The sequence below is a fragment of the Enterococcus sp. AZ011 genome, from assembly GCF_050548355.1.
In the GTDB taxonomy this organism is placed as follows: Bacteria; Bacillota; Bacilli; order Lactobacillales; family Enterococcaceae; genus Enterococcus; species Enterococcus faecalis.
Map to the genome: position 1 here is coordinate 2,726,341 of NZ_CP172959.1, position 18,660 is coordinate 2,745,000.

The following is an 18,660-nucleotide window of genomic DNA, read 5'->3' on the forward strand; positions in this document are numbered from 1 at the left end:
TTATTCCTCCTTCTTTTTGATTACTTGTTAGAACGTAATAATTCAAGAACAATTTCTGTTTTGTCCTGCTCCGTTTGAATAGCTGTTCCTAATATCTTTTCTATTTCTTCTTTAGGTAATTTAAAAGCTTGATTTAGTTGACTTGCAGGAATGACTTGGTGCTCTAAAATCATGTGATAAACTTTTTGGAAAACTTCTGGCTGTTCGATAGTCAGTTGTTCATCGTAAGGCTCTTTCGTTTTCCATTTATTTTTAGCAATTCTTTTATTTAAATAGAGACGTTGATCATCATTAATTAACGCTAATGTGTATGTTTTTTGAATCATTGATTGAAGAGAAACTTTCCAATACTTTTTCAAATCAATATAGTATTCTAACGAAATAGACAAGAGCGAATCAGAAAAAGCCGCTGAAGGAAGGAGAAAATGCGCAGCAAATAGATTTGCTTGATACTCAATAATGTTCTTTAATTCTGTTTGCGAATACTCATGAATACTTTCAACACCGTTGTGTAATAAAATATGTCCTAGTTCATGCGCCACGTTAAAACGACGACGGACAGCAGATTCATGATTATCTGTGAGCATAATAAACGGCCGACCAATCATCCAACGCGAGACCGCATCTAGTGTTGGATTTGACATGTTGGCTTCTGAAATAATCACACCATTTTGTTCAGCCAACTGAATGAGATTAGGGACTGGCGAAATCAAGTCTAAGCCCCAAATTTTCCGTAATTCCTCAGCCTTTTTCACAATTTCTTCTTCTGTGATTTCATAAATACTCTTTTCAATTAATTCTGGTAAACAAACTTTGGGAAAGTTCACATATGTTGCTAATACTTTATACACTTCTTGCACATATTTTAACCGCTCTTTTTGCATATCTCTTACTTTCTTCGTCGCCGCACTTCGGCTTCTAAAAAAAGTTGCGCCTGAATACAATTCAAATGTATCTGCTGAAAAGAAACTACGGGGAAATTGTAAAACAGAAATTAGTTTTAATATGCTATCTGCTTTAGGAATTGTTTTTCCCGATTCGTAATTCGAAATCATTTGCCTAGATAGCTCTGCTTTTTCGGCTAATTCTTTCATTGTTAATCCTCGTGCAATGCGAGCCGAAGTTAATTGCTTTGGATTAAAAATCAACCTCTCGTTCATTTTCTAGTCCTCTCCTTATCAGTTCGTCAGCGGTTGACGTAAAAGTCAAATGTAGGTCCTTACGAACTTCCTCTGGATTTTTTAAAAGAACTGGTGCCTGCGTAATATCAATTTGGTCAATCCAACGACCAACTCCAATATCTGGTAACCCTAATCGAACAAAACGTAATTGATGATTCGATCCGCCATAAGTTAGTAATAAGAATGGCGGTTGATTGGCATCATAATACTCATTTAAATCTTCTGGTTTGTCAAATAAATTATACTGCTTATTTAATAAGCTCCCACGATTTCTAAATAATGCCTTTTTAGGAACTGAAGCTTCTGATAAAACTTTCGCTGGCGTTAAAATTGCGCCTTTGGTTTCAATCATTAAGTACGTATGACCATTGACATATCGACTACTAGCTTTGTCAGCTATTTCATGTGGGATTGCTGATGAAGTTAACACTTGTTTTAAACCAACATCAACCAATCCATGCCGAACGTGTCCCCAAACTTTTTTCATTTCTGCTCGTTGAAAAATAGATTCTCTTTCTGTTAGCTCCATTAAGTAGCGATATGCTTCTCTTATGCTTAACGATAAAACACCAACCATTCGTGCATCACAATTTCTTTTTAAATGTTCTTTTAAAATACTCATTATTTTCTCTCCTTTTTTCATAACACCCCAACAACATACCATGTTAACATTTTGCCTTTTCTAAAAAAATATGTCAACACAAAAAAAATGAACTTAGGAAGGTAAGTCATTTCGACTTACCTTCCTAACTCTGAATTTTAAAATAAAGGGCGAGACAGATATAGCTTCTTCTGTACTCTTCAGGATAAAACTTCAATCGACAGCCCTAGCCCGACCTCATATTTCAAATAACTCTTCTTATAACTTTTGCTTTGCACTGGTCCTCAATACATGTTCCCAACCACTTTTACTCGTAAGCGGGTTGCATTTTCTGGATGATAGGCGAGTGGTGTTTCTTCCACCTCGACTAACTCGATTGTGCCAGGGACTGCACCCGCAAGTTCAGCTTGTTGGACGGCTTTTTCTTGGGCATCGGCCAACGCCGCGTCTCGTTGGATTTTTGAATAGACATAAATTTGTTCGTATTGTCCGCTAATCTGAGCGATAGAGGCACCGATGGCATTCGCCACTGCTCCGTTTTCGTTGCGGATTAGCGCTTTAACGCCTGTCAATTCTTCGGGGATGATAATACTTCCACCACCAACTAAAACGACCGTCACGTCTGCGGAACTGGTTTTCATGCGATCAATCGCTTCACTGACCAATTCGCCAATTTTTTGGTACACTTTTTCCGCAAACGCTTGGTCTAAATGAGCCACTTTACTAGAATCACCAACTTGGGCATGGCCTAAGCGAACCGCAATATCAGTGGTCGTTAATTGTGTGCCGCCAAAAACAAGGGCCTCTTGTGTAATACGGTAGCCGACACTATCGGGGCCAACTGTCACAGAACCATCTGGTTGTTCACGCACTAGACTGCCGCCGCCGACACCAATTGACACGATATCTGGCATTCTAAAATTGGTCCGTACCCCGCCAACATTAACGGCCAGTGAAGATTCTCTTGGAAAGCCATCCACTAACACGCCAATGTCGGACGTTGTGCCACCAACATCTAAAACAACCGCATCTTTCAAGCCAGCTAAGTATGAAGCGCCACGAATACTATTGGTTGGTCCACAAGCAATGGTTAAAATAGGAAACTGTTTGGCATACGTTAACGACATTAACGTACCATCATTTTGACATAAGTACACTTGGGCGTGATGAATTTTTTCTTGTTCTAAGGCTTGTTCAAAGCCTTCGCTGGTCACTTTAATTACTTTGTGCAACGCAGCATTCAAAATTGTCGCATTTTCCCGTTCAATTAAACCGACAGACCCAATCATTGAGGAGCAAGATACAGGAACATCTGCCCCTAACACTTCCTTCGCAAGCGCTTGAACAAACAATTCTTGGTCATTTTTTAAAGAAGAAAAAACGCCAATTACTGCGATTGCCTCTACTTCTCCTCGCCAAGACGCCAAAATCCCACGTAATTCTTCTTCGTCCAGTGCAGTCAATGGTTGTCCATCATATTCGTAGCCGCCATGTGCTAAAGCATACGTTTCTGAAAGAGTAGCCACTAAATCCTTGGGCCAAGCTGTGTAAGGCAAGACCGAAGCGGTTGCTGGATAGCCCAAACGAAGGACCCCAACTTTTGCTAATTTTTTTCGCTCAACAATGGCATTCGTACATTGGGTCGTGCCCAACATTGCATGTGTGACTTTGGTTGGGTCCACTGCTGATTCTGCCAAGACTTTATTTAAGGCACCGGCAATCCCTGTTTGAATATCATCGGTTGTTGGAACTTTCACTGAATGAATCAAGTTTAATTGATGATCTAAAATAACAGCATCTGTATTTGTGCCACCGACATCGATACCAATTTTATACATTTATTTGTCCTCCTTCGCTACTAAGTTTTCTAGTGGTTGATAATCCATTTCGTAGCCGAAATACCGAGGACCCACTGTTTCGATACCTTTTTTCGTTCGCCAAGCGGCATTCGCTTTCAAGCCCATTACTTGGACACGTTTGCCGTATTTCAAGCTTTCTGTTGTCACAGGCGTTAAAGTTTCTAAATCTACCATACAAATCAAATCAGGCGTCATCGCAATCACCTGACCATCTTTCTCGGCAATTAAATTTTCATTTTGAAAATGGACGACTGCTTCTGAACCAGCGTCACTGTTTAAGCCACTCAATTTGACACGTCCCAAATTGAAGCCACCTTTTACTTCTCGTTCTACATCTAGAATTTTTCCTTGGAACAATTCAAAGCCATCCGTAACTTCTACTAATGCTTGGCGTTTTTCTTGTTCATCTGCATAGGTACCTCGAATCACTTTGCCAATTTCTTCTGATAATGTCACGATGTTATGAATACCATAGTCTTGTAATTGTTTGCCTGTCGCGGGATAAATGCTCACTAAAGCACTAGCGCCCATTTCAACCGTTTGAACACGAGCAAGACGTTCTGTCCAAGTATTATCAATCGTTTCCATAATGCCAATATTTCCTTTTTCATCGGTAATTGCCATAGGGGTCGCTGACATCCCATTCAAATGGAACGTTACCATAGGCAATTCTGGAAAGGCCCGCCCCATACCATCACAATCCACCAAGGGAATGCCTAGCTTCGCTGCAACAACAATTGGAATCATTGAATTGACGCCCCCAGCTTCCATTGGAAAGGTTCCCGCAATCGTTTCTTGGTCTAAATATTTTCCTAACTTCTCAAAGACACGGACGAATTCGTCGCCTTTGGGAAATTTTTCAATTGCGACAGATGGGGCACCCATCATTGCGGCGGGTAGGAAAAAATCCTCCGCGGCAATTTCTTCTGGAGAAACCAGTTTGACAGGTCCGTTTTCTTCGATGGCGGACAAAGCCATCATTTTACCAATGTAGGGATCACCGCCACCTCCTGTCCCTAAAAAAGCTGCTCCTGTAGCTATATTCTCAATTGCTTCTGCATCTAAATAACGCATTCTCCGACACTCCTCTTCTTCATTCCATTTCTAATGATTCGGTGTTCGTCTGTTGACGTTTTGCACCGAAATAATAAATAACAAACGATAAAACAATGCCAATTAGCGGTTGGTTAGGCAATTGAGGGGCATTGGGAAAGAAACTCATAATCACCGGAATGCCCCCCACTGCAGCACCAATTAGCCATGAAAAAACACCTAATTTATTCACGCCAGGCGTTGGCTGCCATTTGGTTCGATCACCTTTGTTAATCAACCAATAGGCAGCAATCATTACACCAGCCACTGGTGGAACCATCGCAGAAAGGACAGACATAATCGGCGTAAAGTAATTTAAAATCCCCACGACTGCTAATAAGGTTCCAATGGCGCCGGCCGCACCGACAGCGACTTTTTCTTTTTCTTTTGGAATATCAAAGACATTAATCAAGGCCAGTCCGCCAGAAAAAGCATTCACGGCATTCGTGGTCCAAGTTGCTAAAATTAGCGCAATAATTCCTAAAACTGGAAAACCGAGATTCATAAAAACTTCCGTGATATCTGCGGTGTTCGAAGCAATGGTCAAGACCGCACCAACGCCAATCATCAACAAGCCTGTCGGTAAAATCCCTAAGGTGGCCGCTTTAACCACATCTTTACGAGAAGAAACATATTGAGAGTAATCTCCAGCAATTACTGCGCCTAATGCAAAAGAACCGACAGTCATTGAAAGACCTGACATAAAGCTTCCTGCTGTTTGAGGTGTATATTGACTAACAGCTTCCCAACCGTTGTTTCTTAACGAAGCCACCAAGCCATAAAGACAAACCAGAACTAACACAGGAACCGCAAAATAATTCAGAATTTTCAATATTTTTATGCCATAAAGAGCCGAAATAAGCATGATAATTCCCCAGATTAAGGAAGAAAGCGACACAGGTAAATCAATGCCGTAAATTTTTAAAAAGTTCGTGAAGGCGCCGCCGCTGACATTGGCTTGCAAACCAAACCAACCTAAGCAAGCAATCGCTAGAATAATGGAAATAATCTTTTGCGAACCTTGAATGCCAAACACTTGAGAAGCGACTTTGACAGAAGGTTCTTGTAAGTCGGAACTTTGAATTCCTTGTAAAATCATTAAAATAACAATAATACCGTAACCAATAAATCCTGTTAACAAAGCTTCCCATAAAGGCATGCCTGCAACTAACGTTCCTCCAATAATTAATCCTGGCACGCTAATCATTGCGCCCGCCCAAACAAATGCTAAGCTAAGCCACGATTGTTGTTGCTCGTTTTTTAATTTCATTCTCATTCCTCCTTAATTATTTTTTCAATTATAACGAAAAATCAGTCATAGGTCTTTTTCAAATTGAAAAAAATATCGAGGAAGTTTTGGCTTAAAATAAAAAAGCAGACAAATCGGCTACTGCCGATTGTCTGCTTTTTTCATTCATTCGTGACCAAGCGATATAAGATCATCGCCAAATAGACTTCATAGGCTTCGGCGGCGTTAGTCATATCATAGCCGAGCGCTTCATTAATTTTACTGATACGATATTTGACCGTATTTTTATGAACAAATAGGCGTTCGCCGCATTCTTTAAAATCACTACTTGCATCTAGTAAAAACGTCCCTAATGTCATTAACTGCTCTGATTCTTTTAAGAGAGGTTGGATAACTGCTAAGCGTTGTTGGATTGCTTCTTCTCCTGCTTGGAGACACGTCATCATTTGTTGAACTGTACGAATTTCCGCGATTGATAACACTTTTCTTTGTGGATAGACGCGCTTTAAAAACGGCGCGACTTGATTAGCGGTTTGGTAGCTGACACGCACTTCAGTCGTGTTACGAACTTTCGGACAAAGGATGATTTCACCTAAATAGTCCTGATAGTCTGTGGCTTGCAAGTATTCTTTACTAATCGTGGCTTCAGGCTGTTTGTGTAAATAATTACCTAAGAGAACAATCAGGTAATTTTCTGTTTGCTGGACAATCGTTGTTTGGTAATAGTAACGTAGGAAATCTTTCAAATCTTGCTGAATAGCGTGGATTTCTTGTCCTTGTTGCCAAATAGGCAAAAGCCACATCGTTTCGACAGAAGAAATATCAATCATTAATTTTTTGGCTAATTGGTACATCTTATCACTTTCGTCGTTAATGATTGCTTGGACTAAGGCATACTCACTGACTTCGTCATAGTTTTTCCCCCATAAATTCAGAGCCATCTGAACGACTTCCACCGCTTGATTCATCTCAAAAGAGGTTAACTGCTCTTCTTCTCGAATGAAGTAAAGCTTCAATGTTTGTCCATCCTTCTGAGGAAGTTTTTGCGAGGTAATGAAGTAGGTCGTTTCTCCTAGCGCTACTTTCTCTTGTGATTGATAAAGTAACTTGGTTAAGGGCAATTTCGTGCTTCGCGGCCAATTGATGGTGCTGATGATTTCATTGGTATAGGTGGTTAACGCAATATTGACTTTTAAAAAATCGGATAGGATTTTCAAGGTCATTTCCACACTGCGGTTTTGTTCAGGCAAAAGGGAAACTTTTTCCAAGAGGTCCGTTGCAAAAGAAGTCATTTTATTTTTATTGACTAACAATTTCATGACTTCATAAATGACTTCGTTGTAGCGTAATGTGGGATCATTTTTAGGCATTTGGATTAAAATGAAACCTAAAGAATCCGCTAATTGAATCACTTCCTCTGCAACTTTCGGTACGATAATCCCAACGTAGTACAAGATTAGGCCTACTTCGCCTAATTCATGGAGATGCCGAATCGTTTCGCATTGCTTCACCACATCATGACGAATGGCACAAAATGAACCAATCAAAATTTCGCCAGCATGGTATTCATTTGTTTTGTGAAGTTTTTCCGAAAACAAAGACATATCAGAGACTTCTAAAAAAGAAAGAGAAGCAACAGATGTGTCCAATTGGTTTTTACCAGAAAGTACCGTTGCTTCTCGCAAAGACGGTAATTTTAATAAATCATTCACGCGGACACTCATATTTACTCCTCCTTTTGGCTGGTTTATTTTTTCTTACGAATCATATCGCCGACTGCAACAGGTTGCGTCACTTCCATTGTTAATAACATCATGGGATTAGGTGCCCGATCGATCGCTTCACCGTCTTCATTATACATCTCTTTGACGGTTTGGTGGAAATGGGTAAACCCAGGACCATAAAATTCAATTTCATCGCCGACACTGAAAAGGTTCCGTTGACGAATTGTCGCGACTTGCGTCTTTTCGTTATACGCAATCACTTCACCAACAAATTTATATTGTGGAATTTTACGACGTTCGCCGAATAATTGTTCATTTTCACTTGGTGTATTGTAATAAAAACCAGTTGCTAATTCACGTTGTGCTACTTTCCATAATTCATCAATCCACTCTTGTTGGCAGACATAGTTTTCAGGGTCTTCCATGTAAGAATCGACGGCTTTTTTATACACATTAGCGACTGTCGAAACATAGTGAATGGATTTCATGCGGCCTTCAATTTTAAAACTATCGACACCATTTTCAATTAATTCTGGAATATGTTCAATCATAGACATATCTACGGCGCTCATTGAAAACTCTTCTTCAACTTCCCCTTCGCTGGTTTTGCTCCGACGTTCTGTCCCAAAAGGCATATCAAATAACTCATATTTCCAACGACAAGATTGAGAGCAACCGCCACGATTGGCATCCCGCATCGACATATGGTTGGATAAAGTACAACGACCTGAATAAGAAATACACATTGCTCCATGAATAAAGGCTTCAATTTCAATGTCCGTATTTTCACGAATCGCTGCAACTTCCTCCATTGAAACTTCGCGCGCTAAAACCACACGTTCTAAGCCTTCATTTTTCCAAAATTCTAATGTTTCATAGTTAGTTGCTGAAGCTTGTGTCGATAAATGGATGGGTAAACCTGGTGCTTCTGTCGCACAAATTTCGATTAAAGCTGGATCGGAAACAATCACAGCTGAAATTCCGATGTCTCGCAATTCTCTGAAAAACGCTCCTGCCCCTTCCTGGTTTCCTTCATGAGTGACCATATTGGCAGCGACATAAACTTTCGCATTATGTTCGCGGGCAAAGGCTACGCCTTCCGCCATTTCTTCTGGCGTGAAATTTCCTGCGCGGCTACGCAGACCGTAGGCATTCCCTCCGATATAAACGGCATCGGCACCGTAACGAATTGCGACTTTTAGTTTTTCTAGCGTCCCGGCTGGAGCCAACACCTCGGGACGCTTCAATGTTCGTTCTGTCATTACTTTCATGTTCTTCTTCCCCTTAAATGAATCAATTTATTTTATTGCATCGGCACTTAAATCAAAGAAACCATTGTCTAAGCCACGACCTGTTGGATGTAATTTTTCAATTTCAGCTGTTGCATGAGCTGCTTGATCTTCTGACCAAGTTCCCGCTTCAAGTGCTGCTTTCGCTTCAGCAAATAAGCGAGCAATCGCGACAAAATTTTCACCTGGTGTGTAAAGGCCATCGAGTTTCCATGTGCGATAGTGATGGTCATACAAGTTTGTTAACTCATTCATCAAGTTCACATCGTTATTGGCAAAAATATGCGTACCATGACTATCTTCATAAATGGAATAGTGGGTTTCTGGTTTTTTGGGTTCAGAAATAAACAGCCCTTCGTCTTTCGTAACCCCTTTGTCGTTCTTTGTGTAATTGTAGTAATTTTGAATTAATGGGCGTTTCGATTGATGAATACAGGTCGCCCCATAGACAAGAATTTCAGCTGGAACTGCTAAGTTTTCTTCCATTGCGACCATTTCTTCAAAAGGTACTTCCCGAGCTAGGACAGCTCCGATGGCTCCTCGTTTACTCCAAAAATTGATTTGACGTGAGCTCGTTACCAAGGTTTCGCCATCATAAACGTAAGGAATTTCTAATCCATCTCGTTGCATAATAAACACAATCCCCGGATCACCCAAAGTAATTTTATCGACGTTGATTTCTTTTAAAAATGTCAGATACTCTGGAACTAATTTCATTTTTTCAGGGTGCATAATGCCATTTACTGCAACTAGCACTTGTTTGCCCATTTCATGTGCACGTTTCACAATCTCGCGTTGTTCATCTCGTGTAAAAGATACGGGCAAACGCAACCCGAATGTCTCTTCTCCAATATATAATGTATCCACACCTGTTGCGAGTAATTCTACAGCCTGCTCAACAGATTCTGCAGTTGCAATCAGTTCAATCATAAATATAGCCTCCTTCTTTATGACCGTTTAATAGTATCATACGTTCACAAACTTTAAAAGAGCCTATCTGTATTAAACGTACATTTTTCACAATGTTTCCGAAAAAAATTTTGGTAGAGAAGCACCGTCCGCTTACCTACCAAATGTTCTTTTTTAATTACTGATCATCTGTTCTTTGGTCACTCGTTCAAGTGGTATTTTCTTTCATAAAACGTTACTACAACGGTGAATAACCACGCTGCCGCTAAGCCTAACAAGCTGCCTAAAACAATCCCCAAAAAGCGGAATTGAATCAACGTTATCACGTACTGCTGACGAACGAGCAATGAAAGCATCAGAGCCATAGGCGTTGTGAAAAATTGCGCCAATCCATAATTACGACGAATAAAATACTCAACGGTCACAAATAAGATTGTAATCACGACAATCGATTCAAAAGTTGTCAAAGCTAAATTAAGCAGAAAAGCGGAAATAACCAATCCAATCGTTGTGCCAAAAATTCGCTGAATATTTCGCTGCTTAATCGCACGTAAATTGTCTCCTTGTAAAATGGATGCACAGGAAACGACTAACCAATACGGATTCTGTAAATGTAAACTTTCGCTGATATATACAGCAAAAAATAAGACAAAGCTATAATATATGCTATCTAATGGCGCTTCTGGATGCCGATAAATTCGTTCCCGTAATGATCGCTTAGCTAGCGGGGCACTGATTTCCTTCTCTGTAAAATGCAACACTAGTGCAAACAAAATAGAAAAGCCAATGCCTAATAACATACAGCCACTCATGAACGGAATTTTTGCTAACGGAATACTCGTACTGGCACCCATCGCTGTCACCATCACACCAAAGAAGGCCCCTGGTTTTGAAATATCGTAGACTTCAAAGAAAAAGCGGCCACCAAAACCGACCAGTGCAACAACAATGGGAATAAGCCATGCAATATGGGTCGATAACATGCCTAACAAATTTCCTAAAAAAAGGTAACTACCGACCACAGATAAACGAGTCATTAACTGTTTTAATGGTAGCGGCTGATAATATAAAAAAGTAAAAATACCTAACGAGCCAAAGCTTGAAATCAATAATTGATGATTGATATAGCCCAAAAAAAGAATGCTGAACATAACCAAGCCAGCAAACACTAGTCGAAAAGGATTATCCTTTGGACGCTGATAATGTAGTAATTCTCGAAAAAAAGATTGTTCCATTCCATCACCCCTCCTTATTAACGTAGCACAGAAAAATCAATCTGGCAATTCTCAAAAAGAAATCGCCACTGGAAAATAGAAAAGCCTGGTATAAAAACCCTAAATGGTTTTTATACCAGACTTCGCATCTCATCTATACAGTTTGTAATTCTTTCGCTTCTGTCTTTGGTGCTTTTGGTGCCCGCACATTTAACGTAATTTTGCCTTTGCTAGCACCTAAGGTTACTTTATCCCCTAACTGAATTTGACCGGAAAGAAGGGCTTCACTTAAACGATCTTCCACTTCTTTTTGCAAGGCCCGACGAATTGGACGTGCGCCATATTCTGGATCAAACCCGACTTTACCAATAACTTCAATTGCAGCTGGTGTGATTTTCACTTTAACCTCTTGTTCGGCCATCCGTTTCACGACAGATTGACTCATAATTTTTACGATTTCATGAATTTCCTCTTGTTTCAAGGAATGGAATACAACCGTTTCATCAATTCGGTTTAAGAATTCTGGACGGAAGGCTTTTTTCAATTCTTCCATGATTCGTTTTTGCATTAATTCATGATTTTTAGAAATGTCTTTCACATTGAAGCCGACATGTTTTTCTTCACGAATCGCTGTTGCTCCTAAGTTGGAGGTCATGATTAAAATCGTGTTACGAAAATCGACTTTTCGTCCTTTGGCATCCGTTAAATGGCCATCATCTAAGACTTGTAATAAAATATTAAAGACATCTGGATGGGCTTTTTCTACTTCATCTAGCAAAATAACGGAATAAGGACGTTGACGAATTTTTTCAGTTAGTTGGCCACCTTCTTCGTAGCCGACATAACCTGGAGGAGAACCGATTAAACGGCTAGTACTGTATTTTTCCATAAACTCAGACATGTCCACGCGAATCAAAGCTTCTTCGCTGCCAAACATCGCTTCGGCTAAGGCTTTGGCAAGTTCTGTTTTCCCAACCCCTGTTGGTCCTAAGAACATGAAGGAACCAATCGGTCTTGCTGGGTCTTTCAAGCCACTACGCGCACGACGGATAGCGCGTGAAACAGCTTCAACTGCTTCATTTTGGCCAACGACCCGTTGATGTAAAATGGTTTCTAATTCCATCAATCGTTCGCTTTCTTTCTTCTCTAGCTGCTGCAAAGGAACGCCTGTCCATTGTGAAACGACTCCAGCCACGTCTTCTTCTGTTACTTGCGTACTGTAACCAGACAGACTTTTTTCTTTCACTGCAATCAATTCTTCTAGTTTTTCCATCACTTGTTTTTCTTTTTGACGAATCCGAGCAGCACTTTCAAATGATTGGTTTTGAATGGCCTCTTCTTTTTCCGTAATTAATTGAGAAATTTCGGTACGCAATTCATTAATTTCTGAAGGCTGATCTGCCTTATCTAAACGAACTTTTGCTGCAGATTCGTCCATTAAATCAATTGCTTTATCTGGTAATTGGCGGTCATTTAAATAGCGAATCGATAATTGAACCGCTGCATGTAGAGCTTCATCTGTAATTTCTACGCCATGATGTTTTTCATAGCGGGAACGCAAGCCTTTTAGAATTTCTTCTGCTTCTTCTGGGGTTGGTTCTGCTACTTGAATACGGGCAAAACGACGTTCCAAAGCGGCATCTTTTTCAATATATTTTTGGTATTCATCCAGAGTTGTCGCACCAATTGTTTGCAACTCGCCACGTGCTAAAGCAGGTTTTAAAATATTTGAAGCATCAATCGCCCCTTCTGCACCGCCAGCACCGATCAAGGTATGCAATTCGTCGATAAATAAAATGACTTGTCCATCTTGATAGATTTCATCGACAACTTTTTTCAAGCGATCTTCGAACTCACCTCGATATTTGGTTCCAGCAACCAAGGCACCCATGTCTAGCATCATTAAACGTTTGCCTTGCATATCTTCAGGGACTTCTCGGTTGACAATTTTCTGGGCTAAGCCTTCTGCTATCGCTGTTTTCCCAACACCTGGTTCACCGACTAAGACAGGATTGTTTTTGGTACGGCGACTCAAAATTTGGATCAAACGACGGACTTCGGTACCGCGACCAACTACTGGATCCAAGCTTTGTTCTCGTGCTAACTTGGTTAAATCTCTTGCTAAAGAATCCAATGTTGGCGTCCCTTGTGGCGTATTTTTATTTTGACCATTCCGACGACGTTGTGCGCCATTGGGTTCGGAAACGCCCATTTTTTTCAATAATAATTGACGCATTTTGGATAAGCTTAATCCCAAATTCACTAAAATTCTAGACGCTAAAATTTCTTCGTCTCTTAACAAGCCTAATAATAAATGCTCGGTACCAATCTTTTGAGCCCCTAAGCGTTTCGCTTCATCTCCAGCATAGGCAAAGATTTGTTTGGCTCTTGGTGAATAAGGCAAGTATAAGTTGTTATTCCCCATTGGACTTTGCATGGTGCCATAGCCACTTAAATGCTCAATTTCTTCACGGATGTCTTCTGTGTCAGTATTCAATTGTCGTAATGTTTTTCCGGCAATCCCATTCGGTTCTAAAACGAGTGCTAATAATAAATGCTCAGAACCGACGGATTGGTGACGAAAATACTTCGCTTCTTCTTGGGCAATCGCCAGTACGGCTTTCGCACTTTCTGTAAATAGTTCATCCATAGTTATTCCTCCTCATAGCTCAAGCGCTCTAAAAATGAACGCATTATTTGAGCTCTTAGAAAATCTTCGTGATTTCCCAGACCATTCAATGTGCTTTTACTTAAAGCAGCTAGCATTAAATTGCCTTCCTTTTTCGTAATCACTTCTTCTTCATACAATGTTTGAATAAATGTTAGCGCATCTTTTTCTGTTAAGGTTGCGCCAATCAATTGATCCATTTGTTTTAGTAATTGATCGTTATCTGAAATTTGTACTTTGACAATGCGAATATAGCCGCCTCCACCACGTTTACTTTCAACTGCGTAGCCTCGTTGGATGGTAAAACGTGTATTAATTACATAGTTAATTTGTGAAGGAACGCAATTAAATAAATTAGCCATTTCCGCCCGACGGATTTCAATTTTATTACTTTCTTCTAAAATCTTTTTTAAATAAGCCTCGATTAAATCTGACGTATTTTGATTACTCATAGTCTTCCATCCTTCTTCTCTCTTGACTAATATTGACCATTATTATATCGAACTTTGCCTATTAAATAAAGAGGAACGCTTTGACTTTAATAAAAAAATGCAAAACAGGAGGAGCAACCTCAGTCAAACTGACTTAAGTTCCCCTCCTAAAATTGAAAATATGTTATTGAATCACAGAGGCTGAGACAAAAGTGTTTAGCTCCAAGAAATAAGAAGAAATTTCCGAAAATTGTTCTTTAATTTTTGGAGAATTTCGGCTTATTTCCGAAGGAGTTGCTTTTGTTCAGCTGATTATCTTAATGTCTCACAAAAGCGATTCTTCGCCATAGGCTTGATCCAAGGCTTGTTGAATATCTTCGATAATAGATGTTGGCTCTTCCAAACCAACGTACATGCGAATGTGCGCTGGCGACAAGCCTCTTTTCTGAACAGCCGCCAAGTTATTGCCTTTGAATACAGGCAAGGCCAAACTTTCAAAGCCACCCCAACTGACCCCAATTGTGACCAGCGTCAATGCGTTCACAAATGTTTTCAAACGTTCAAAATCGGTATCTTTTAAATCAATCGCAAACAATGAGCCATAACCTGTCAAATATTTTTCTGCTAACGCTTGTTGTTGTTGATTTCCTACAAAAGGATGATATAATCGACTGATTCGCGGATCCTTTTGCAAAGCCGACAGCACCGTTTGGATGGCTTGAGACTGATGCGCCAACCGAACAGGCATGGTACGAATACCTCGTAACGCTAACCAAGAATTGAAGGGACTATTGACTGCTCCTAAAGCTTGATGACCATGTTCAAAAATTTGATCTACAAGCGCTGCTTTGCCAATGACAGCCCCCGCTACAATATCCGAATGACCACCAATATATTTGGAACAAGAATGAATCACCAGGTCCACATTATGGCATAAAGGATGCTGAAATAACGGTGACGCCCACGTGTTATCAATGACAGTGTATGCGCCAATTTTTTGTGCTAACACAGTTATTTTTTCTAAATCTAGCAGTTCAAACTTTTGTGAGGACGGACTTTCAAAGTAAATGACTTTGGTGTTTTCCTGAACAAATTGAAAAAGTTCTTCTGTTTCTGCAACGTCTACTTTGGTCAAGGATACGCCAAATTTCTCTAAATATTGCACAAACGAAACAGATTCTCCATAAATTGTATTGACCATTAAAACATGATCACCTTGTTGGAGCAACGTAAACAGCGTTGCCGAAATAGCGCCCATTCCTGAGGCAAAAACTTTACATTTTTCTCCACGTTCCAAACGAGCAATTTTTTTCTCTAAAATTTCTGTTGTGGGGTTGGTGCCACGTGTGTAAACATAATTATTTTTTTCATCTATACTCGCTGCCATAAATTCTTCGTAAGTTGGAAAATAAAAGGAAGAGGTTTGAACCAACTCGGGCACCATCGGATGATACATTTTTTCCATTCCTTTTTCCACTTCACAGCAAATATTTTTATCATTCTCAACATGCATTTCCTTCACTCCTCTTTCTCTACAATGTTTCTGGTACTTCATGGGCTTCTTCTTTTTGATATTGTCGATCTAAGGCTTTTACAAATGGATAATAAATAACGACACTAGCGGCAACAGCTAAAACTTGCGTCACTGCACCTTGCCATTTTCCCACTAAAAAGCCCGAAAACAGAAAGGGCGTAGCCCATGGTGCTTGAATGTTTGTAAACATTGGCATGAACCCAATTTTCATTGACAGAAAGGCAATCAAGACCGATACAATCGGCGCGACCGCAATCGGAATCAATAATAAAGGGTTAAAAATAACTGGGAGTCCAAAAATCAAGGGTTCATTAATGTTGAAAAATGCTGGAACAAACGAAATTTTCGACATGGCTTTCATTCTAGATGAATGTCCGACGATGGCCATTGCAATAGCCAAGCCAATCGTACAACCAGCGCCTCCAATTGTGGCAAATTGATCGAGCATTTGGACCGTGCCAAAGTTGCCACTTTGAGCAGTTAATTGTCCTAATTCCGCTAAGCTTTGGTTTTTGTCTGCATTCGCATATAAAATAGGATATAGCATGGAATTGATGACAGTTGGATGAATCCCGAACCACCAGAACAGTCCATTTAAGCCAGCCACAATAATAATTGCAAAAGGGGTTCCGATTAAACCTTGCAGTGGCGCTTGAATCACCGCATAAATTAATTGCGGGAAGGAATCCGCAAACGAAAGCCCAATCCCATTAATCAATAAAGCCACCGCTACCACAAAAATCCCAGGAATCAATGCACTAAAAGCTTGGCTCACCATAGAAGGCACGCTGTCAGGCATTTTGATGACTAATTTTTTCTTAATACAGAAACGAGTCAACTCAACCGAAAGAATTGACATAATAATGGCCGTAATCACCCCTTGCGTTCCTAACCAATCAAACGATAAAACTTTCGTCACAACTTCGCCTGATTCAGTGGTCACCGTTTTCGGTAAAACGACTACGTAAGCGACAATTCCTAAAATTAATGAAGTTAAACGATCCATTTCGTAACTTTCCGCCAATTTATAGGACATCGTCCCAGCAAAAATAATTCCCATCATGTTGAAAGTTGCTCGATAAGCTGGTGAAATCATATCCGCCCAACCTGCACCGAAAATTCCAGCCATAAAATCGCCATACCCTGCTACTGGAAAATCTGTAATCAACATAAAAATCGATCCAATAATTGTTAACGGCATAATTGCAAAAAAACCATTTCTTAAGGCTTGAAAATAACGTAAACTTGTAATCCTTGAAACTTTAGGCACTACGGCTTGCTCCACCCAGTTTGTTAACTTATCCATTTCACTTCTCTCCTTAATCCTTTGTGATATCCTCATCATAAAGAAACCGCTTTCTGATGTAAATACAACTAACTGATTCTGTAACTATGTTTCATAATTCATACGCTTAAGGTATACTGAAAGCGAAACAAAGTACCACAGAGAGGTGAACCCATTGAATCTAATCGAATGTTTAGAACAAAAAGAACGCTATACATATAACGAAGGGCTAATTATTGATTTTATTTTATCTCATACTGAACGAGTCCTGCATATGTCGATTTATGAACTAGCAAAAGCCACCAACTCTTCAACTTCCACGATTGTTCGTTTGTGTAAAAAAACAGAAACTAGCGGTTTCAAAGAATTTAAAATCCGCTTGTCCCGCGACTTAGAAATTCACTACCAAGCAATCCGGAATGTTGATGCGAATATGCCTTTTTTAGCGCAAGATTCTGATTTACTAATTGCCAAGAAAATTGCGCAGTTAACGACTGAAACTGTTCAATCCACCCAACAGTTATTAACCGAGGCCATGTTAAATAAAAGCATTGATTTACTTTTAACCGCTGAAAATATTTTAGCAGTGGGTGTCAGTAACTCCTACATTCGCTTAACGGATTTTCAAACAAAGTTATTACGCATTCAGCTATTTATCCATTTAATCCCTTATCAAGCTGAACAATTTTATTTAGCCATCAATGCCACCAAAAATGACGTAGCCATCCTCGTCTCTTACAGTGGTAACACTGCAGAAATCGTAAATGAAGCACGGATTTTTGCAGAAGGAGGCACCCCGATTATTGCCATTACTTCAGACTTGAACAGCCAATTAGCTAAATACGCTACAGTGATTTTGCCCATTCCTAACGTTGAACATGCAGATTTCAAAGTCTCAACCTTTTCCTCTCAACTAGCCATCGAATATATTCTGAATGTCCTTTATTCCTGTATTTTTAGTCGCAATTTCGATAAGAATTACACATCACAAAAAAATACACCTACTTCGATACTTAAATTTTAAACAAAACAAAAAAACAGTACTGATGATCAGTACTGTTTTTCACAATCGGGAAGACAGGATTCGAACCTGCGACCCCTTGGTCCCAAACCAAGTGCTCTACCAAGCTGAGCTACTTCCCGGGCTATGAAGTTAAAGTAATAAAAAAAGACTATCGAATTAAAAAGAAACTCACGTGCACCTTTTTAAAACTTAGTCAATCACTCAACTATGCACCCAAAGGGAGTCGAACCCCTAACCTTTTGATTCGTAGTCAAACACTCTATCCAGTTGAGCTATGGGTGCTAAATATAAAACAATGCCGAGGACCGGAATCGAACCGGTACGGTGATCACTCACCGCAGGATTTTAAGTCCTGTGCGTCTGCCAGTTCCGCCACCCCGGCGTAATGAATTGGCTAAGCGGAAAACGGGGTTCGAACCCGCGACCCCCACCTTGGCAAGGTGGTGCTCTACCACTGAGCTATTTCCGCAAAATGGTGCCGGCTAAAGGACTTGAACCCTCGACCCTCTGATTACAAATCAGATGCTCTACCAACTGAGCTAAGCCGGCTAAATATGCGGGTGAAGGGACTTGAACCCCCACGCCTTGCGGCGCTAGATC

14 protein-coding genes and 6 tRNA genes (1 of these 20 only partly in view) are annotated in these 18,660 nt (G+C 40.1%); 1 reads left to right on the top strand and 19 read right to left on the bottom strand.

Features of this window, described 5'->3' with window-relative positions; genetic code table 11:
- Positions 1–20: 20 nt before the first annotated feature.
- The 13 genes from IGL36_RS13095 to IGL36_RS13155 all read right to left on the bottom strand — a co-directional run bounded on the left by IGL36_RS13095 (position 21) and on the right by IGL36_RS13155 (position 17,057).
- Positions 21–1,160: a helix-turn-helix domain-containing protein gene (locus IGL36_RS13095; protein ID WP_002365444.1), complete on the bottom strand. Its 1,140-nt coding sequence runs from the start codon at positions 1,158–1,160 to the stop codon at positions 21–23.
- On the bottom strand, positions 1,138–1,803 hold the full coding sequence (locus IGL36_RS13100) for a hypothetical protein (RefSeq protein ID WP_002354729.1): 666 nt from the start codon (positions 1,801–1,803) through the stop codon (positions 1,138–1,140). The genes IGL36_RS13095 and IGL36_RS13100 overlap by 23 nt, the downstream gene beginning before the upstream one ends.
- A gap of 263 nt (positions 1,804–2,066) precedes the next feature.
- Positions 2,067–3,620, bottom strand: coding sequence for a hydantoinase/oxoprolinase N-terminal domain-containing protein (locus IGL36_RS13105; protein WP_430608821.1), 1,554 nt, complete (start codon positions 3,618–3,620; stop codon positions 2,067–2,069).
- Positions 3,621–4,715, bottom strand: a complete 1,095-nt coding sequence (locus IGL36_RS13110) for a DUF917 domain-containing protein (RefSeq protein ID WP_002354727.1) — start codon at positions 4,713–4,715, stop codon at positions 3,621–3,623.
- A gap of 19 nt (positions 4,716–4,734) precedes the next feature.
- Positions 4,735–6,009 carry a cytosine permease gene (locus tag IGL36_RS13115; RefSeq protein ID WP_002354725.1) on the bottom strand — a complete coding sequence of 425 codons (1,275 nt, stop codon included), beginning with the start codon at positions 6,007–6,009 and terminating at the stop codon, positions 4,735–4,737.
- Positions 6,010–6,143: 134 nt separating this feature from the next.
- On the bottom strand, positions 6,144–7,706 hold the full coding sequence (locus tag IGL36_RS13120; RefSeq protein WP_002367516.1) for a PucR family transcriptional regulator: 1,563 nt from the start codon (positions 7,704–7,706) through the stop codon (positions 6,144–6,146).
- 23 nt (positions 7,707–7,729) lie between these two features.
- Positions 7,730–8,977, bottom strand: a complete 1,248-nt coding sequence (locus IGL36_RS13125) for a peptidase U32 family protein (protein WP_002368523.1) — start codon at positions 8,975–8,977, stop codon at positions 7,730–7,732.
- Positions 8,978–9,004: 27 nt separating this feature from the next.
- Positions 9,005–9,925 carry a peptidase U32 family protein gene (locus tag IGL36_RS13130; protein ID WP_002354722.1) on the bottom strand — a complete coding sequence of 307 codons (921 nt, stop codon included), beginning with the start codon at positions 9,923–9,925 and terminating at the stop codon, positions 9,005–9,007.
- 179 nt (positions 9,926–10,104) lie between these two features.
- Complete coding sequence (locus IGL36_RS13135) at positions 10,105–11,139, bottom strand: FUSC family protein (protein WP_002354721.1); 1,035 nt, start codon at positions 11,137–11,139, stop codon at positions 10,105–10,107.
- A gap of 133 nt (positions 11,140–11,272) precedes the next feature.
- Entirely contained in the window at positions 11,273–13,768 is a 2,496-nt protein-coding gene (locus tag IGL36_RS13140; RefSeq protein ID WP_002360915.1) for an ATP-dependent Clp protease ATP-binding subunit, read from the bottom strand.
- 2 nt (positions 13,769–13,770) lie between these two features.
- A complete protein-coding gene (locus tag IGL36_RS13145) occupies positions 13,771–14,238 on the bottom strand; it encodes a CtsR family transcriptional regulator (protein WP_002354715.1) in 468 nt (155 codons plus the stop codon).
- 304 nt (positions 14,239–14,542) lie between these two features.
- The gene (locus tag IGL36_RS13150; protein WP_002398526.1) at positions 14,543–15,772 is read right to left on the bottom strand and encodes an aminotransferase class I/II-fold pyridoxal phosphate-dependent enzyme; all 1,230 of its coding nucleotides are present in this window, start codon (positions 15,770–15,772) and stop codon (positions 14,543–14,545) included.
- Positions 15,750–17,057, bottom strand: a complete 1,308-nt coding sequence (locus tag IGL36_RS13155) for a PTS sugar transporter subunit IIC (protein WP_002391542.1) — start codon at positions 17,055–17,057, stop codon at positions 15,750–15,752. Before IGL36_RS13155 ends, IGL36_RS13150 begins: the two co-directional genes overlap by 23 nt.
- Positions 17,058–17,202: 145 nt before the next feature.
- Here IGL36_RS13155 and IGL36_RS13160 point away from each other — a divergent pair, with 145 nt between their 5' ends.
- Positions 17,203–18,060, top strand: a complete 858-nt coding sequence (locus tag IGL36_RS13160) for a MurR/RpiR family transcriptional regulator (protein ID WP_002365448.1) — start codon at positions 17,203–17,205, stop codon at positions 18,058–18,060.
- Between the two features lie 45 nt (positions 18,061–18,105).
- On the opposite strand, the gene IGL36_RS13165 is transcribed toward IGL36_RS13160, so the two are convergent.
- The 6 genes from IGL36_RS13165 to IGL36_RS13190 all read right to left on the bottom strand — a co-directional run.
- Positions 18,106–18,179: transfer RNA gene (locus IGL36_RS13165), tRNA-Pro, on the bottom strand.
- Positions 18,180–18,268: 89 nt separating this feature from the next.
- Positions 18,269–18,342 (bottom strand) — tRNA-Arg (locus tag IGL36_RS13170).
- 14 nt (positions 18,343–18,356) lie between these two features.
- Positions 18,357–18,442: transfer RNA gene (locus tag IGL36_RS13175), tRNA-Leu, on the bottom strand.
- 15 nt (positions 18,443–18,457) lie between these two features.
- Positions 18,458–18,529, bottom strand: a tRNA-Gly gene (locus tag IGL36_RS13180).
- Between the two features lie 4 nt (positions 18,530–18,533).
- Positions 18,534–18,609: transfer RNA gene (locus IGL36_RS13185), tRNA-Thr, on the bottom strand.
- Positions 18,610–18,615: 6 nt separating this feature from the next.
- Positions 18,616–18,660 (bottom strand) — tRNA-Leu (locus IGL36_RS13190); it runs 37 nt beyond the window's last position.

Coding starts and splice junctions, on each gene's coding strand:
- IGL36_RS13125 (WP_002368523.1), bottom strand. CDS start 8,977: ATGAAAGTAATGACAGAACGAACATTGAAGCGTCCCGAGGTGTTGGCT.
- IGL36_RS13155 (WP_002391542.1), bottom strand. CDS start 17,057: ATGGATAAGTTAACAAACTGGGTGGAGCAAGCCGTAGTGCCTAAAGTT.
- IGL36_RS13095 (WP_002365444.1), bottom strand. CDS start 1,160: ATGAACGAGAGGTTGATTTTTAATCCAAAGCAATTAACTTCGGCTCGC.
- IGL36_RS13120 (WP_002367516.1), bottom strand. CDS start 7,706: ATGAGTGTCCGCGTGAATGATTTATTAAAATTACCGTCTTTGCGAGAA.
- IGL36_RS13110 (WP_002354727.1), bottom strand. CDS start 4,715: ATGCGTTATTTAGATGCAGAAGCAATTGAGAATATAGCTACAGGAGCA.
- IGL36_RS13150 (WP_002398526.1), bottom strand. CDS start 15,772: ATGAAGTACCAGAAACATTGTAGAGAAAGAGGAGTGAAGGAAATGCAT.
- IGL36_RS13100 (WP_002354729.1), bottom strand. CDS start 1,803: ATGAGTATTTTAAAAGAACATTTAAAAAGAAATTGTGATGCACGAATG.
- IGL36_RS13115 (WP_002354725.1), bottom strand. CDS start 6,009: ATGAGAATGAAATTAAAAAACGAGCAACAACAATCGTGGCTTAGCTTA.
- IGL36_RS13135 (WP_002354721.1), bottom strand. CDS start 11,139: ATGGAACAATCTTTTTTTCGAGAATTACTACATTATCAGCGTCCAAAG.
- IGL36_RS13105 (WP_430608821.1), bottom strand. CDS start 3,620: ATGTATAAAATTGGTATCGATGTCGGTGGCACAAATACAGATGCTGTT.
- IGL36_RS13145 (WP_002354715.1), bottom strand. CDS start 14,238: ATGAGTAATCAAAATACGTCAGATTTAATCGAGGCTTATTTAAAAAAG.
- IGL36_RS13140 (WP_002360915.1), bottom strand. CDS start 13,768: ATGGATGAACTATTTACAGAAAGTGCGAAAGCCGTACTGGCGATTGCC.
- IGL36_RS13130 (WP_002354722.1), bottom strand. CDS start 9,925: ATGATTGAACTGATTGCAACTGCAGAATCTGTTGAGCAGGCTGTAGAA.